The 16,018-nt window shown below is 54.4% G+C and carries 13 protein-coding genes; 6 read left to right on the forward strand and 7 right to left on the reverse strand.

Features of this window, described 5'->3' with window-relative positions; genetic code table 11:
* Positions 1–66: 66 nt before the first annotated feature.
* From yidC to rpmH, 4 genes are read right to left on the reverse strand one after another with little or no spacing between them, the layout of a single operon-like run.
* Positions 67–1,737 carry a membrane protein insertase YidC gene (yidC, locus tag ACJJIK_RS15230; RefSeq protein ID WP_444943233.1) on the reverse strand — a complete coding sequence of 557 codons (1,671 nt, stop codon included), beginning with the start codon at positions 1,735–1,737 and terminating at the stop codon, positions 67–69.
* 1 nt (position 1,738) lies between these two features.
* Positions 1,739–1,978 carry a membrane protein insertion efficiency factor YidD gene (gene yidD / locus ACJJIK_RS15235; protein WP_444943234.1) on the reverse strand — a complete coding sequence of 80 codons (240 nt, stop codon included), beginning with the start codon at positions 1,976–1,978 and terminating at the stop codon, positions 1,739–1,741.
* Positions 1,975–2,361, reverse strand: coding sequence for a ribonuclease P protein component (gene rnpA / locus ACJJIK_RS15240; protein WP_444929127.1), 387 nt, complete (start codon positions 2,359–2,361; stop codon positions 1,975–1,977). The genes yidD and rnpA overlap by 4 nt, the downstream gene beginning before the upstream one ends.
* A 29-nt stretch (positions 2,362–2,390) precedes the next feature.
* Positions 2,391–2,525, reverse strand: a complete 135-nt coding sequence (gene rpmH, locus ACJJIK_RS15245; RefSeq protein ID WP_020413885.1) for a 50S ribosomal protein L34 — start codon at positions 2,523–2,525, stop codon at positions 2,391–2,393.
* A 505-nt stretch (positions 2,526–3,030) separates the two neighbouring features.
* On the opposite strand from rpmH, the gene dnaA reads away from it, so the two are divergent.
* The 5 genes from dnaA (at position 3,031) to ACJJIK_RS15270 (ending at position 11,557) form a co-directional block, all read left to right on the forward strand.
* Complete coding sequence (gene dnaA / locus ACJJIK_RS15250; protein WP_444929128.1) at positions 3,031–4,674, forward strand: chromosomal replication initiator protein DnaA; 1,644 nt, start codon at positions 3,031–3,033, stop codon at positions 4,672–4,674.
* A gap of 33 nt (positions 4,675–4,707) precedes the next feature.
* A complete protein-coding gene (gene dnaN / locus ACJJIK_RS15255; protein WP_444929129.1) occupies positions 4,708–5,814 on the forward strand; it encodes a DNA polymerase III subunit beta in 1,107 nt (368 codons plus the stop codon).
* Positions 5,815–5,931: 117 nt separating this feature from the next.
* Positions 5,932–7,038, forward strand: a complete 1,107-nt coding sequence (recF, locus tag ACJJIK_RS15260) for a DNA replication/repair protein RecF (protein ID WP_444943235.1) — start codon at positions 5,932–5,934, stop codon at positions 7,036–7,038.
* An 18-nt stretch (positions 7,039–7,056) separates the two neighbouring features.
* The gene (gyrB, locus tag ACJJIK_RS15265) at positions 7,057–9,477 is read left to right on the forward strand and encodes a DNA topoisomerase (ATP-hydrolyzing) subunit B (protein ID WP_444943236.1); all 2,421 of its coding nucleotides are present in this window, start codon (positions 7,057–7,059) and stop codon (positions 9,475–9,477) included.
* A gap of 310 nt (positions 9,478–9,787) precedes the next feature.
* The gene (locus ACJJIK_RS15270; protein WP_444943237.1) at positions 9,788–11,557 is read left to right on the forward strand and encodes a hypothetical protein; all 1,770 of its coding nucleotides are present in this window, start codon (positions 9,788–9,790) and stop codon (positions 11,555–11,557) included.
* Positions 11,558–11,633: 76 nt separating this feature from the next.
* Here ACJJIK_RS15270 and ACJJIK_RS15275 read toward each other — a convergent pair whose 3' ends face one another.
* The 3 genes from ACJJIK_RS15275 to ACJJIK_RS15285 form a co-directional block, all read right to left on the reverse strand.
* Positions 11,634–12,314 (reverse strand): phosphoadenosine phosphosulfate reductase domain-containing protein, encoded by a 681-nt coding sequence (locus ACJJIK_RS15275; RefSeq protein ID WP_444929137.1) that lies wholly within the window; start codon positions 12,312–12,314, stop codon positions 11,634–11,636.
* Positions 12,315–12,429: 115 nt separating this feature from the next.
* Positions 12,430–12,888 (reverse strand): GNAT family N-acetyltransferase, encoded by a 459-nt coding sequence (locus ACJJIK_RS15280; RefSeq protein WP_444943238.1) that lies wholly within the window; start codon positions 12,886–12,888, stop codon positions 12,430–12,432.
* Positions 12,889–13,050: 162 nt separating this feature from the next.
* Positions 13,051–14,226, reverse strand: coding sequence for a class I SAM-dependent rRNA methyltransferase (locus tag ACJJIK_RS15285; protein WP_444943239.1), 1,176 nt, complete (start codon positions 14,224–14,226; stop codon positions 13,051–13,053).
* A gap of 320 nt (positions 14,227–14,546) precedes the next feature.
* Here ACJJIK_RS15285 and ACJJIK_RS15290 point away from each other — a divergent pair, with 320 nt between their 5' ends.
* On the forward strand, positions 14,547–15,539 hold the full coding sequence (locus ACJJIK_RS15290; RefSeq protein WP_444929140.1) for a GlxA family transcriptional regulator: 993 nt from the start codon (positions 14,547–14,549) through the stop codon (positions 15,537–15,539).
* The last annotated feature ends 479 nt before the right edge of the window (positions 15,540–16,018 follow it).

Consider the following 16,018-nt stretch of genomic DNA (forward strand, 5'->3'; position numbering starts at 1 on the left):
CGACAGAACGGAAAAGGGCCGCATTTGCGGCCCTTGTTTATTTTGCTGTGAACTGATCAGTACGGATTAGTACTTACCGGCGTCCACCTGCTTATTGATATACCAGGTTTGCGCAATGGTGATCAGGTTGTTGGCAATCCAGTACAGAACCAGACCTGCCGGGAACCACAGGAAGAATACGGTCATCATTACAGGCATCAACTGCATGATGCGGGCCTGGGTCGGATCGGGGGGAGTCGGGTTCAGCTTTTGCATAAACCACATAGACAGGCCCATCAGTACCGGCAGGATAAAGAAGGGGTCCTTCGCCGACAGGTCTTGAATCCAGAAAATCCACGGCGCGTGGCGCAGTTCCACGGTTTCGGTGAGCATCCAATAGAGTGCGATAAACACCGGCATCTGCAATAGGATCGGCAGGCAGCCGCCCATCGGATTGATCTTCTCGCGGCGGTAGAGCTTCATAGTCTCTTCCGCCAGCTTCTGCCGGTTACCCTTGTACTGCTCCTGCAGTTTCTTCATCTGCGGTGCAAATTTGCGCATGCGCGCCATGGACTTGGTGCCAGCGGCGGACAGGGGCAGCAGTAGGGTCTTGATAAATACGGTGAGCAGGATGATTGCCCAGCCCCAGTTGCTGACAATATGCTCCTGGATAAAGTGCAGGACACCGAACAGGGGCTTGGCGATCCACCAGAGCCAGCCGTAATCCACGGTCAGGTCGAGGCCGGGAGAGATCTCTTCCAGTCGGTAGACGTCCTTGGGGCCGGCGTAGAAAGAAGCGCTCAGCTCGCCCTGGGTGGCTGCGGGAATTTGTACCGGCGGTGCGGTAAAGCCCATGCGGAAGAGATCGTTGGACAGCTCTCTTAATTCAAAGGTATTGCGCTCATCCTGAGACGGCACCCAGGCACTGATAAAGTAGTGCTGCACCATGGCTACCCAGCCACCCTGGAGGGTTTCGCGGGTGGGGTTCTCGGCGATCTCGTCGAAATCCTGCTTGAAGTAATTCTTCTCGTTGGTGCGTATGGCGGCGCCGAGGAAGGGCGACATGCCGAAACCCGTGTCGGTGATGGGCTCGCTGGTATCGCGCTTAATCTGCCCAAACATGGCGGCAGACCAGGGTTTATCACTGGTGTTATCCACCAGATAGGCCACCTGGATCAGGTAGTCTCCGCGCGTGAAGGTGAAGCGCTTGGTGATATTGGCGCCGTTCTGGTGCAGAGTCAGGTCCACTATCAGGGTCTCGTTGCCCTCAACCATCGCGTACTCGGTTTTTTCCACCTTGAATAGGGGGCGGCCGGCGGCGCTGTCGGTACCGTTTTTACCGATAAGACCACTCTGGGCGATATAGGTGTGGTTGCGGGTCTGATTCAACAGAATCAGGGGCTGATCCGGGGTATCCAGCTTTTCCTGGTAGTTGCGCAGTGCCACTTTGACGATGTCACCGCCGCGAGGATTGATTAACAGATCAAAGACATCGGTGGTAACACTGATCAGCTTGTTCTCAAGGACACTCGCTTCGCTGGACGCGGGCACCTGGGAGTGAAGCTGGGGAACATCACTGTCGCCGCTGCTAGCAGTGATTTCGGTGGGAATTTGGCTGTTTGTTGCGCCGCCCGTTTGCACGACGGTTTCGCGGTCGAGCACAGGAGCGTGCTGCTCTTGAAATGCATTCCACTGGAAGATAAGTGCCAGGAGAACTGCGAGAATTCCACCGAGCAGCGTGTAGCGTTGCCAATCCATCTTAATACCTAGAGCGTGTTCTTGTGTCTGCTGGGGGGACAGGGTCCAGTCCACCAGGGTGCCAGGGGTGGCATTTTATAAGGCGGCGCAGAGTTAAATAACCCCCTTTTACCACTCCGTGGGTTTCAATAGCCTCTTCGGAGTAGCGGGAACAGGTGGGGTAGAAGCGACATTGGTTGCCTACCCAGGGGCTGGCCAGGTAGCGGTATACATGGATCAGTTTGATCAGTATCCACTTCATGATCGAGGTTGCGGCTGTCGCGCCCGCTTGGCCAGTTTGCGCCAGAGTTTATTCAGTATTTTTGCCAGCTCGGCCTTATCCAGATCTGCGACCCCGGGGCGCGCCAGAACCACGGCATCCAGCGGCGGCAAATCGTATTGCTGCAGGCGGAAGGTTTCCCGGGTTATACGCTTGATTTGATTGCGGTCGGAGGCGTTGCGTACATGCTTTTTGGCAATAACGAGACCGAGTCGCGGGTGTTCCAAGGAGTTGGGACGGGCGAGGATCAACAGATGAGGGTGTGCGGCACGCACCTGGTTTTCATTGAATACCAAGCGATACTGCGCCGCATTGAGCAGGCGCAGCGTCTTGGCAAATCCGAAGCTGCTGCGCACCTGCTGCATAAAGAGATATCTCTAAAAGAAAAGAGATCTTATGCAGACAGTACTTTGCGGCCTTTAGCGCGACGGCGGGCCAGGATCTTGCGGCCGTTTTTAGTTGCCATGCGAGCGCGGAAACCGTGAGTGCGCTTGCGCTTCAAGTTGCTTGGTTGAAATGTGCGTTTCATAGTCTTGCTACCTGAGACTTTGTGTTCAAAATTTCTCGGGACCTTTCCCGGCCGCGGCCTGGACTCCGGTCCGGCACAGAGCCGGTGCAGACGGAGCTACGCGCTGCGAAGGCGGCGGATTGTATAGAAAGCCAGCAGTGAAAGCAACGGACAGAGGAGTGAAATTCTCTTTGTCGATGCACGAGCTGGTATCCATGGGGTCAACTCAACAAGTCTTTGAGCCATCAGGGGTATCTCTGGATGCCCACCTATTGGCCCCAAGATATCCACAGCCTCCTGTGGATATCTATGGCGATCCTCCCCTTGATTCTGTCTAATTATTGTGCAAAAACTCGACTACATGGACTTTTTCACTGAGTTTTTTCAACAGATGCGGCCTTTCTTGTGGATAACCTGATAATGGAAAGGTATACTGCGCCGATCTTATTTGACGGCCTCGGGTGATTCCCACCCGGTTCTGCCGTTTCTCCTTGGTCTTACCGTTTTGGGGTTTTTGGGGGGTTTCTTGACTGAATCCGTATGGAAGCAATGCGCGAGCTGTTTACAGGACGAACTGCCATCTCAGCAGTTTAATACCTGGATCAGGCCGTTGCGCGTCAATCCCGTCAGTGCGGAGGGCGAGCTGCGCCTGATCGCGCCGAACCGCTTTGTGTTGGACTGGGTTGGCGATAAATTCCTGCACCGTATTCGCGAGTTGGTGCAACAGTTTGCACCGGGGCGACCGCTGCAAGTGGCGCTTGAAATCACTGCTCGCCGACCGGCCCGCTTTCAGCGCAGCCGGGTAATGAATGAAGCCCCGCCAGTAACGTCGCATGTGCATTCGGCGCCAACTGCAGCTGCAGCGCCGCCCCCGTCACCACCGCCGGTGCAGCCAGCAGTGACGCCGCCGCCGGTATCTGTGCCGCCGGTTGCCAGTACAGCGCCTCCAGTGACTGCGTCGGTGGGGGGCGGATTTGGTGCTGCCAGGGCGGTGCCGCACCCCGCTGTGGCGGAGGAGGTAACCGCTGAGCAGATGACCACGGGTGAACTGGCGCTTACAGAGCTGCGCCCACCGGCGATGAATGGTATGGCGCGCTCTATACCGGAGCAACCGGCCAGGCAAGTCGAGGTAGAGGGGGCGATCAAGCATGGCAGCTCCCTCAATCGGAACTTTACCTTCAAGTCCTTTGTCGAGGGTAAATCCAACCAGCTGGGCCTCGCTGCGGCACAGCAGATTTCTGACAATCCCGGCGGTGCCTATAACCCCCTCTTTATATACGGGGGCGTGGGACTGGGGAAAACTCACTTGATGCACGCCGTGGGCAATGCGCTACTGGAGCGCAACCCCAACGCCAAGGTGGTGTATTTGCACTCCGAGCGCTTTGTGGCGGATATGGTTAAGGCATTGCAGCTCAATGCAATTAGCGACTTTAAGCGCTATTACCGCTCTGTAGATGCCCTGTTGATTGACGATATCCAGTTCTTTGCCGGTAAGGAGCGCTCTCAGGAGGAGTTTTTCCACACCTTTAATGCCCTGCTGGAGGGTGGTCAGCAGATTATTTTGACCTGTGACCGCTACCCGAAAGAGATCGACGGCTTGGAAGAGCGGTTGAAATCCCGCTTCGGCTGGGGATTGACGGTGGCGGTAGAGCCGCCGGAACTCGAGACCCGAGTAGCCATTTTGATGAAGAAAGCCGAGCAGGTCGGTGTGGACTTACCGCACGACTCCGCTTTCTTTATCGCCCAGCGTATTCGCTCCAATGTACGTGAACTTGAGGGCGCACTGCGCCGCGTAATCGCCAATGCGCAATTTACCGGTCGCGCTATTGACGACGTCCTGGTGCGCGAAGCGCTAAAAGACCTGCTGGCCCTACAGGATCGGCTGGTCAGTGTGGATAATATTCAGCGGGTTGTCGCTGAATACTACAAAATTAAGGTGGCGGATTTGCTCTCCAAGCGGCGCAGCCGCTCGGTGGCCCGCCCCCGCCAAGTCGCCATGTCCCTGGCCAAGGAGCTGACCAATCACAGCTTGCCGGAGATCGGCGATGCCTTCGGTGGCCGCGACCATACAACAGTGCTACATGCCTGCCGCAAAATTCGCGAGTTGCAGGAGTCCGATGCGGATATCCGCGAGGACGTTAAGCTGCTGACGCGGTCGCTGACCACTTAATCGAATAACTGACAAAACAAGGCGAAACTACCGATGAAATTCAATGTGAGCCGGGACGCCCTACTGAAGCCGTTACAGCTGGTGGCCGGTGTTGTTGAGAAACGCCAAACACTGCCCGTCCTGGCCAACGTGTTGATGCAGTTACACGGGCAGGAACTGTCCCTGACCGGTACTGATCTGGAAGTGGAAATTGTCGGCCGTCTCGGTGTAGACGGTGTAGAGATGGAAGGTGAGGTGACCGTTCCCGCACGCAAGCTGTTGGATATCTGTCGCTCTCTACCGGATGGTGCCGAACTGAAGTTTGAGCGCGATGGCGAGCGCTTGATATTGCGCAGTGGCCGCAGCCGTTTTCAGCTGTCGACACTGCCCGCTGCGGACTTTCCCAATCAGGAGGAGACCAATGCGCAAACTCGCTTTGATATCTCCCAGCGCGAAATCCGCCGCCTGATTGAGGCCACCAGCTTTGCGATGGCGCAACAGGATGTACGCTATTACCTAAATGGCCTGCTGCTTGAGTGCCGCCCGCAACAACTGCGAGCGGTTGCCACTGACGGCCACCGCCTGGCCCTGTGCGACCGCGACGCCCCGGGTTTGGATGTCGCCACTCCGATTCAGGCTATCGTACCCCGCAAGGGTGTCCTGGAGCTGGGTCGCCTGCTCGAAGACAGCGATGTCCAAGCACAGGTGGTACTGGGCAACAACCATATTCGAGTGGTTAGCGGCCAGTTTACTTTCACTTCCAAGTTGGTGGATGGCAAGTTCCCGGACTACGAGCGCGTGCTGCCGCGTGGTGCGGGCAATGTGGTCTATGCGGATCGCCAGGGCTTGCGCCAGGCCTTCTCCCGCGCCGCTATTCTCTCCAACGAGAAGTACCGCGGGGTGCGCCTACAGGTTTCTGAGGGGCTGCTGCAGATTGTTGCCAACAACCCGGAGCAGGAAGAGGCGGAAGAGCAGATGATGGTGGATTACGTGGGAGAGCCGATGGAAATTGGCTTTAACGTTTCCTACCTGCTGGATGTGACTGGCGCTATTCACAGCGACCAGATTCGTATCAGTCTAGCCGATGCCAATAGCAGTGCGCTGTTACAGCAGCCCGAAGATGGCGACGCGCTATACGTGATTATGCCCATGCGCCTGTGAGGCTATCCCCCCATTGCTCTTTTCTGAATGGATTGGGGCTACCCCGCCGCCGCGCGGGGTAGCCGTTAAGCTCAGCGATGCCACTGCATCGCGCCCTTCAATTAGGGGGAAGTGTCTGTGGCGCTGACCCGCCTTCTCTTATCAAACTTTCGAAATATCCACGCCGCCGACCTCCAGCTGGGGCCGGGTGTTAATGTTTTTTGTGGTGCCAACGGCAGCGGCAAGACCTCCCTGCTGGAAGCGGTACATATGCTGGCAACCGGGCGCTCGTTTCGCTCTCGTCAGCACAAGTCAGTTATTCAGCACGACACGGGTGGCCTGACGGTGTTTGCCCAGCTGGATACGGGATTCAATTTAGGCGTTGAACGCCTTGTGGATGGCTCCGGGCGGATTAGGGTTAACCAGTCCCCGGCTGAATCCAGTTCGCAGCTGGCCAGCTGCCTGCCCCTGCAATTAATCAACAGCGAAAGCTTTTCGGCGCTGGATGGCGGTCCCGGGGTACGGCGCCGCTTACTGGATTGGACAGTGTTCCACGTGGAACCTTTATTCTCCCAGGAGTGGAAAAATTACCAAATCGCACTGCGACAGCGAAATGCACTCCTGCGTCGTGGTAAAATCGATGACGCCAGTATGGGGGTCTGGGAAGAGCAGTTGGCGCTCAGTGGCGAGCGTGTTAACCACTTGCGCCAGGCCCAGTTCAGCCAATTGCAGGCCGCCGTGGCGCGACTCCTTGAAGAGTTGCCACCGAGTCTCTTGAGTCGTGTCGATATGAGTTACCGCCGGGGCTGGCGCAAAGAGGCGGACCTGCGCAGTGCTCTGTCTGAATCGCGGGAGTCAGATGTCTCCCAGGGGCACACACGTATTGGTCCCCATCGGGCGGATGTTCGTTTTAGTGTGGCCGGTGAGCCGGCGCACAATATTCTATCTCGCGGCCAGCAGAAGATGTTGGTGTGTGCGATGCGCACCGCCATGGCGGAGGTAGTCTGTAGGCAGGGGGATATGCCAGTATTCCTGGTGGATGACTTGCCGGCAGAGCTGGATGACAGTAATCAGCATCTATTTGCACACTGGGTGGGGCGTTGTGCCAGCCAAGTGCTTGTAACCGGAATTGAGGAGGGCACTACGAGCCGCCCCTGGCGGCAACTAGATGCCCCTTGGAATTGCCCACAAGTGTTCCACGTGGAACATGGGAAGATCAGCGCCGAAGCTTCGGCCGCACAATAAGTTGAATGGAGCGAATAAATGTCAGAGCAGCAAAGCTATGACTCAAGCAGTATCAAGGTATTGAAAGGCCTGGATGCGGTGCGCAAGCGCCCCGGAATGTATATCGGCGATACCGATGATGGCACCGGTCTGCACCACATGGTATTCGAGGTGGTCGACAACTCCATCGACGAAGCGCTGGCCGGCCACTGTGATGAGATCCGCGTAACTATCCACCCGGACGAGTCTATCTCCGTATCCGACAACGGTCGTGGTATCCCCACAGAGATTCACCCGGAAGAGGGCGTCTCTGCGGCCGAGGTGATTATGACCGTCCTCCACGCCGGCGGTAAGTTTGATGACAATACCTACAAGGTCTCCGGTGGTCTGCACGGGGTAGGGGTCTCGGTAGTTAACGCCCTGTCCCGGGAGTTGAAGCTGACTATTCGTCGCGGTGGCAAGATCCACGAGCAGACCTACCACCACGGCGTGCCCCAAGCGCCGCTGGATATCGTCGGTGACAGCGACACCACCGGCACTACGGTACACTTCAAGCCGTCAGCGGACACCTTCAGCAATATCGAATTCCACTTCGACGTGCTGGCCAAACGCCTGCGCGAGCTGTCCTTCCTGAACTCTGGGGTGCGTATCGTGCTGAAAGACGAGCGCAGCGGTAAGGAAGAGGTCTACGAATACGAAGGTGGTTTGAGTGCCTTTGTGGAGTTTCTCAACCAGAACAAAACCCCCATCAACAAAGTGCTGCACTTCCAGAGCCAGCGCGAAGATGGCATTGCCGTGGAAGTGGCGTTGCAGTGGAATGACAGCTTCCAGGAGAGCATCTTCTGCTACACCAACAATATTCCCCAGCGCGACGGCGGTACCCACCTGGCGGGCTTCCGTGCCGCCCTGACCCGCGGCCTGAACAGCTATATCGAGCGGGAAGGCCTGGGCAAGAAAGACAAGGTGAACACCACTGGCGATGACGCCAGGGAAGGTCTCACCGCGATTATCTCTGTGAAGGTGCCGGACCCGAAATTCTCCTCCCAGACCAAGGACAAGCTGGTTTCCTCCGAAGTGAAGCCCGCTGTAGAGCAGGAGATGGGCCACCACTTCACCGATTACCTGATGGAGAACCCACAGGAAGCCAAATCTGTCGTCACCAAGATGATCGACGCGGCCAAAGCCCGCGAGGCGGCCCGCAAGGCCCGCGAGATGACTCGCCGCAAGGGCGCGTTGGATATTGCCGGCCTGCCCGGGAAACTGGCGGACTGCCAGCAAAAAGACCCGGCACTATCTGAAATTTACCTGGTGGAGGGTGACTCCGCTGGTGGCTCTGCCAAGCAGGGCCGCGATCGCCGTACCCAGGCGATCCTGCCGCTGAAGGGTAAGATCCTCAATGTGGAAAAAGCGCGCTTCGACAAGATGCTCTCCAGTGCCGAAGTGGGTACCCTGATTACCGCACTGGGCTGTGGTATCGGCAAGAGTGAGTTCAACCCGGATAAACTGCGTTACCACAGCATCATCATCATGACCGATGCTGACGTGGATGGAGCCCATATCCGTACCCTGTTGCTCACCTTCTTCTTCCGTCAGATGCCGGAGCTGATCGAGCGGGGCCATATCTATATCGCCCAGCCGCCGCTGTATAAGATCTCCAAGGGCAAACAGGAGCAGTACCTGAAGGATGAGGCTGCCCTGACCCAATTCCTTACCAACGCCGCCCTGGAGGGCGCCACGCTGTTTGTGAACCCGGATGCCCCCGGGCTATCTGGCGCCTCCCTGGAGAGCCTGGTAGGCGAGTACCGCAGCGTCCTGGCCACCATTGACCGCCTGTCACGCCTCTACCCAGAGGAAGTATTGCGCAGCATGATCTACCTGCCGCGCCTGTCCCAGGAAGATCTACAGTCCCGGGAAAAAGTTACCGCCTGGAGCGAGGCACTACAGGAAAAACTCGCCGGTGAAGAGAGTGGTGGAACCCGTCGCCACGAGGTAACGGTACAGGAGAACACCGAGCGCGGCCTGTTCCTGCCCCATATCCATATCGTGGCCCACGGTGTGGGCAGCGACTACCTGATCAACCACGAGTTCTTCGACTCCGCTGAGTACGCCGCTATCTGCACACTGGGCGAGAAGATGGTGGGCCTGTTGGAAGACGGCGCCTTTATCCAGCGCGGCGAGAAGCAGCACGCGGTTGGCAGCTTCCCGGAAGTGATGGAGTGGTTGATGGGAGAGAGTCGCAGGGGCTACGGTATCCAGCGCTACAAGGGACTGGGTGAGATGAACCCGGACCAGCTGTGGGAAACCACCATGGACCCCGAGAGCCGCCGTATGCTGCAAGTCACCGTTGAGGATGCTATTGCCGCTGACCAGATCTTTACCACCCTGATGGGCGATCAGGTAGAGCCGCGCCGCGACTTTATCGAGACCAATGCCCTGGCGGTGGAGAATCTGGACGTTTAATTGGCAAAAAGCTATTTTTGATAACCGTACAGTAATTTCCTGCATAACCAGTGTGGGGAATTACTGTGGGGTATTTCCCACCAATGAAATGGCTCAGATTAAATTTGGTGCCAGCATTTTTCTCTCTCCAGCAATTACCGCATACCTAAAACCTTCGATTAAGCCCTAAATTTACTAAGATAAATAAATTATTTTTTGTTAGTAGTGCCTGCTAAAGCGATACATATATTGTATTTTAAGGCGACGGGTAGTTATCTTTTTACCTACCTGTATTGATATATAAGTAAAAACTTCACGGACCACAGAACTTATGGGGAATTTCCTCTATTTTATTTACGGCAACGTACGTCGATTAATAGCCACTATTGGTTTGATGTCACTATTTCTATCTGCTTGCACCGGTACGCAAAAATTAGTGAATTCCGAATGGTATGAAATTAAAACCGAGCACTTTCGTATCGTTACCAATGGGAACCCCAAGAAAGTCGAAAAACTAGCAGTAGATTTGGAGCGCTTTCGGGTTTTCGCGCAGCGCTATATTAGCTATTCACCAGATCACCAAAAACTTACCATCTATGCATTAGATAGTCGGCACAGCCTCAAAGGGGTAATCGGGGAAGAGCAGGCCAGAAGGATAGCTGGAATGTTCAACTATACACCCTATGGAAATTTTTCACTGTTTAACCTTAATGAGGACCGCGCTTACTCAGACAACCCCGGTCGCCAGACATTGTTCCATGAATATACGCACTTTTTAATGTATAGCGGAAGCAAAAATATCTATCCCTACTGGTTTAATGAGGGCATTGCCGAGGTTTTTTCCACTGTCGATTTTAGTGAAAATAATGCCTACACTTTCGGAAAAATACCTGCCGGTCGTGCACTTAGGCTTAAAAGGACATGGGGCATGCCCCTAGATAAGCTTCTAACAGTCACCAAAAGTTCGGCAACGACCAAAGATAAAAGATCGCTCTACGCCAGTGGTTGGATGTTAGCTCACTGGATGCTTTTTGATCCCAATAGAAGTAAAGCCCTAGGGGAATATTTAGAGGCCTACAATCAGGGCGCTGATCCGGTGGAGAGCTTTACTACAGCCTTGGGAATGACCTTTGAAGAGCTTAATGAAGAGTATAAAAAACTATCGAGAAGTCCTTTTAGTTATCACGAAGGCCAGTTTTCTGATGACGATGTGAGCAAGGCGACCTCGATACAACAGATGCACAGTAGTGCGGCGGTCACTGAATTAGCCCGCTTTATAGCCATTACCGAGCAGGGCCCAGAAGCGCTAGAGAATTTAATCCGCTATGCGGAAAAAGAACAGATCTCCAGCCCTGAGTTAATATCTGCACATGCTGTTGCACTGACTAAAGAGGGAAAGTACTCCCAAGCGGATAAAATATTAAAGGCTATACCAGAGGAATATCACGGGGAAACCTGGTATTTGGAAGCCCTGGCGAAAAATGATTTATCTGTAATTTTAGCCGAGGAAGGGCAACTCAACCCCAGGAAACTGAAAAGTATCCGCGATCATTATATTCAGTTGGTTAATAGCAATGGAGACGTTGCTGCTTACTGGTATGAATTAGCGATCACTATGCAAGTGCTGGGTTATCCTCGGCATAAATACTTGGAAATGCTTGAGCAGGCATATTTGCGCACACCGAGAAATGCTGAGATTGCTTGGTGGTATGCCCTGGAACTCTACCTGAATCGCGATCGAGATCGATTTGCCAAGGTATCTCAACCTCTATTGATGCAAATTACCCAAGAGGGGTTACTCGCGGATCTCCAGTCTATGGCGGATGAGTTGGCGCAGGGAGAGGTCGAATCCCAAGGTAATACTTTGGGGCATCTATTATCGGCTTATAAGAAGCACTCAGGCAGTAAAGCCTTAGCCGTAGCGATGGACTACCGTGGAGTCTATATAGCGGGTTTTAACGAAGAGGGCGGCAACCAAGCGGAGGCCAATCAAAATGCCCTTCAGGCTTGTGAGGAGCAGCGAGAGCGGGACAAAGTCAAGGATCGCTGTGAACTCTATGCGGAAGGTGAAAGGTTGGTCAACTCAAGCAAAAGGATTTAATCGATCGATAGAAGCGAGCAGAGCGCAAAGTAGGCATTAACCGCGCCTACTTTGCAGCGAAAGGCCAATTAAGGAATTATTTTTCCAGTAACAGCCCACACTCCCGATGCTCCTCCCCCTTAGTGGGGTCAAAGTACACATCGTTATCGGGAAGGTCGTTCTCGTAAACATACTCTTCCACATCGATTTCTCTCAGGTGGAACATCGGTGCCACTCGAATAGTGCCGTGGTTGCCCGGAGTAAAAATATCCAGGTTCTTGCGGTGCGAATTCTGGTCGTGGCGGATGCCGTTTAGCCATACATCCGGCTTAAGTTCCTGCATGGCGCGGTTGAACGGCTCCAGCTTGACGGTCCTGGAGAAAAAGTCGTGCTCAGGGGTATCCAGCGGTGGAATGCCCCCGTATACGGCGTTGTAGTGGGCTGCGGACATCTTCGGTGAGTAGGTGCGCAGATTCAAATTGAGAGATTTGACTACATTCTCAATATGCCGGTAGGTCTCCGGGGTGTTGTAGCCGTGGTCCACCCAGATTACCGGGATATCTGCCTTGGCGCGGGTGACCAAGTGGAGAAAGGCCACCGCCAGCGGGCGGAAGTTTGTGAACACCACCGGGTTCTGAGCGTGCTCCATGGTGAATTGCATAATTTCGCTGGGTTTGGCCCCGGCGAAGTGCAAATTCATCGATTCCAGATCGGCACCCTGGTGAAAAGTGCGCTCCAGAACTGGCTGTAAAGTATGGCTGGAAGCGTTGTGTCCCATAAAAATCAGCGCCCAGAAAAATTAGGATAGGGGGCATGCTACCCGGTTCAGGAGTCGCGTAGAAACAATAAAAAGAAGTGAATCAAGAAGTTAAAGTTATAAGTAGAGTGAAAATTTACCTCCGCTGCTGCCCGGATCGGCTGCAGCGATAGGACATCAGCAACATATGCTGGCCGTATTCGGCCCGGTAGTCGCGTGCAGACTCCACAAACCCGTGCCGTTGCAGAAAGTAGCGCGTGCGCAGGTTCTCCCTGAGGAGCTCGGCGCGGAGCTCTGGCAGCCCCCGGCTGGCCGCAGACATCAAGCGGGCGCCGATACCGCAGCTGGAGAACAGAGGGCTGACGCACAGGTAAGCCAGGCGATTATCCACAGTGATGGTGATAAAGGCTTCAGCGACAGCGGCGTGGCGGTCAGTAAAGACAATGCAGCGCTTGCAGTCCCTCTGCTCGCTACGGAACAGGCGGCTATGGTTGAGCCAAAAATGGCGCGATAGAGAGGGGTGGGAGTGGACTGCGGCGTGCAACCAGAGCTGCTCAAGTCGATTCAGGTCTGAACGTTCTGCTGCCCGAAGCATAACCAGCTCCACCCTGAACAATTGGGCAAATCCTAGTCAAAAATGGTGCTATATCCCAAACAAAACCACAGCTAAGTAAGTGCTCACTTTGTGTCTGTGGAAGAAAAATAGGGACTGAGCAGTGTGCTACAGTCCCCCTTGCGAGCCTATGGGCGAGGCTGCTTAGCCCAGGTGTACGAAATGGGCTTTTAAGTAATTGGTTTCCGGGATGGCCGGGTGTACCGGGTGGTCTGCGCCCTGGCCGCCGCTGGCGAGAATGGATGCGCGGCGCCCCAGGCGGTGGGCGGCGCCGCGCACACAGTCGAGGAGCTCATCGGATTGCAGGTGCATAGAGCAGGAAGCACTTACTAACAGCCCATCCTTTGCCAGCAAACGCATTGCCAGCTCATTGATATGGCGATAGGCCGCCAGGCCGGCCTTGTGATCCTTCCTTCTTTTAATAAATGCGGGGGGATCGAGCACAATGGCATCGAACTTTTCGCCCTCAGCAACCATTCCCTTGAGAACATCCAGCGCCTTGCCCTGGACGGTGCCGAGTTTGTCAGTGAGACCGTTGTGGTCCGCATTGAGGGAACACCAGTCCAAAGCCTGTTGGGAGGCATCCACACAGACGACCTCAGTGGCGCCGTGGGCAAGTGCCTGGATGCCCCAGCCTCCGGCGTAGGAAAACAGGTCCAATACCCTCTTGCCGCCAATCCAGCGGTTTAACAGCCTGCGGTTCTCCCGGTGATCGTAAAACCACCCGGTTTTCTGACCTTGGTGTACCGGGGCCAGAAGTGGCACGCCATTTTCTTCAAACGGAGCCATCTCCGGCACATCGCCAAAAGCCACAGCCTGTACTTGAGGCATATCCTCGACTGCACGGCCCTGGTGGTCATTGCGCAGGAGAATGCCCTTGGGATTAATTAAGTCCGCCAACTTATCCACAATTGTCTGTTGGTAGCGCTCCATGCCCCAGTTGCTGACCTGGACTACCAAGTAGTCCCCAAACCTATCCACAACCAGGCCGGGGAGCCAGTCCGAATCGCCGTAAATCATTCGATAGCTGGGGTGAGAAAAGTAGCGCTGGCGCTGCTCGAACGCCGTTTGTATGCGCTCACTTACGGTGTCTGTGGAAAAGTCAGTGTCGCGGCTGACTAATCGGCCACAAATTAATTGGCTCGGGTTGATAAAAGCGGTGCCGAGCAGCTTGCCCTGGCTATCGCGAATATGGCACTGACTGCCCGCCTCAATTCCCTTTAATGGAGTGCGCTTGGTATCCACTTCATTGCTGTAAATCCACAAGTGGCCGCGCTTGAGTCGGCGCTCTGCGCCCCGGTTTAGTATTAACTCCAGCAAAGGGAATCTCCGTTAACTTGTACAAATTAGAGCGCAATTGTGCGGACCACTCTGTGGAGGTCAAGTCTCTATCTCCCAGCTGGGCCTTTATCTCCTGGGGAGATTGAGTCCACAGTCGCGGAGCCATGCTTTAGCCCAGCGCCGCCGAAAGCCAGAGATAGCGCGGCTGCACACTGGGGGCCTCCACTGAAGCCCCACGACCTGGGGGATAGTCACCAATTTCATCGAATAGAGTGTCTAAGCTGACAATTGATGGCAGAATTTAGTGTCAGTACGTCATTCTTGTCACCTTGCTGTTGTGGAAAACTGCCGAGATGAATATGCACCAACAAACAGAAAATAATAGCGCTAGAAAGGTTGCGATGGTGGTTTGCCCGGGGGCAACCAGCTTGGATATTACAGGCCCCCTGGAAGTCTTCTCTCTGGCAAACGACCAGCTGCGCAAGCTGGGGCGCTCCAACCGGGACTTTTACGATATTCAGCTGGTGGGGCCCGAGCCCGGCCCGGTTATGACCTCAACCGGGGTCAAGGTTTTTGTAGAGCACGCCCTGGCAGAAGTTGAGGATATCCACACCTTGCTAGTGAGCGGTATACCACCGGAGTCCTGCCAGCGCGCTTGTGAGAGTAGTCCGGTTTTGGAGTGGTTGGCGGAGCAGCAGAAAAAGGTGGCTCGCATTGGCTCAATCTGTAGCGGAGCACTGATACTCGCCAGTGCGGGTGTTTTAAATGGGCGGCGTGCAACGACCCATTGGGCGGACGTCCCCGCCCTACAGACATTCCCGCAGATAGAAGTGGACCCGGACGCTATTTTTGTCCGCGATGGCAATGTCTATACCTCCGCCGGAATTACCGCTGGCATCGACCTGGCGCTGTATATGGTTGAGGAAGATCACGGGCGGGGCCTGGCGCTGAACCTGGCGCGAATTCTTGTCCTTTATTTAAAGCGGGATGGTGGGCAACAGCAGTTTAGCGTTCGCCTGGAGAACCAGATCAATAGCGATCGCTTTGCCGCGTTGATTGAATGGATGTACCAAAATATTGAGCAGCCCATAACGGTGGAGAGGTTGGCTCAGCAGGCGGCGATGAGTCCGCGTAATTTCGCCCGTACATTTGTCCGTGAACTCGGGGTGACACCGGCTCGTTTTCTCGAGCAGATCAGGGTGGAAAGGGCTTGCCAGTTGTTTTCCGAACAAAACCAAGCGCAGGACAAGGTGGCCAAGCTCTGTGGATTTCAGTCGCAGGAACAGTTGCGCAGGGCCTTCCGCAAGCATAAAGGTATTTTGCCCAGTGAATATCGCAAGCGTTTCCACTGAAATCACAGCGTAAAAATATATCTTTGATAATTTTGGGTGGGCAATTTGGGAATTATCTTTTTGTGTGAGTCAGTAGCAGATCAGGGGGATAGTTGGTCGATAAAGTAGAGAGATTTACGATGTGCATAGGCGTGCTGTAGCGGAAATTAAAAATTTGATAAACCAATAGTTACTCAGAATGTTTTTAACCTTACAGCATCAGTTTTTAGTTGATAGTAAAATATATACGATTAACTTAAAATAATTGAGATTTTAGCTCAAGCCCCTGAGATCCCTTCTCGCTAATGTTTTCTACCTACTCTCTTTTGCCAATTTGCGGTAGTCTTGGCAAATGGATCTCAGCCCCGTATTTTATTGAACACCACCGGGATTTTTCACTTCTCCACAGTGAGATGAGGATAACAATCTAATCGTTAGTGTTTTACTGGTGCGATAGTACTTAAACACTCTTATTTCGATAGAGGCAGCACCTTTAAATG

It is taken from the genome of Microbulbifer regidiadema (SeqCode), from assembly GCF_052466995.1.

What these genes read in the sequence shown, in the direction of transcription:
- yidC (WP_444943233.1), bottom strand. Translation starts at nt 1,737, where the DNA reads ATGGATTGGCAACGCTACACGCTGCTCGGTGGAATTCTCGCAGTTCTC.
- yidD (WP_444943234.1), bottom strand. Translation starts at nt 1,978, where the DNA reads ATGAAGTGGATACTGATCAAACTGATCCATGTATACCGCTACCTGGCC.
- rnpA (WP_444929127.1), bottom strand. Translation starts at nt 2,361, where the DNA reads ATGCAGCAGGTGCGCAGCAGCTTCGGATTTGCCAAGACGCTGCGCCTG.
- rpmH (WP_020413885.1), bottom strand. Translation starts at nt 2,525, where the DNA reads ATGAAACGCACATTTCAACCAAGCAACTTGAAGCGCAAGCGCACTCAC.
- dnaN (WP_444929129.1), top strand. Translation starts at nt 4,708, where the DNA reads ATGAAATTCAATGTGAGCCGGGACGCCCTACTGAAGCCGTTACAGCTG.
- gyrB (WP_444943236.1), top strand. Translation starts at nt 7,057, where the DNA reads ATGTCAGAGCAGCAAAGCTATGACTCAAGCAGTATCAAGGTATTGAAA.
- ACJJIK_RS15270 (WP_444943237.1), top strand. Translation starts at nt 9,788, where the DNA reads ATGGGGAATTTCCTCTATTTTATTTACGGCAACGTACGTCGATTAATA.
- ACJJIK_RS15275 (WP_444929137.1), bottom strand. Translation starts at nt 12,314, where the DNA reads ATGGGACACAACGCTTCCAGCCATACTTTACAGCCAGTTCTGGAGCGC.
- ACJJIK_RS15280 (WP_444943238.1), bottom strand. Translation starts at nt 12,888, where the DNA reads ATGCTTCGGGCAGCAGAACGTTCAGACCTGAATCGACTTGAGCAGCTC.
- ACJJIK_RS15290 (WP_444929140.1), top strand. Translation starts at nt 14,547, where the DNA reads ATGCACCAACAAACAGAAAATAATAGCGCTAGAAAGGTTGCGATGGTG.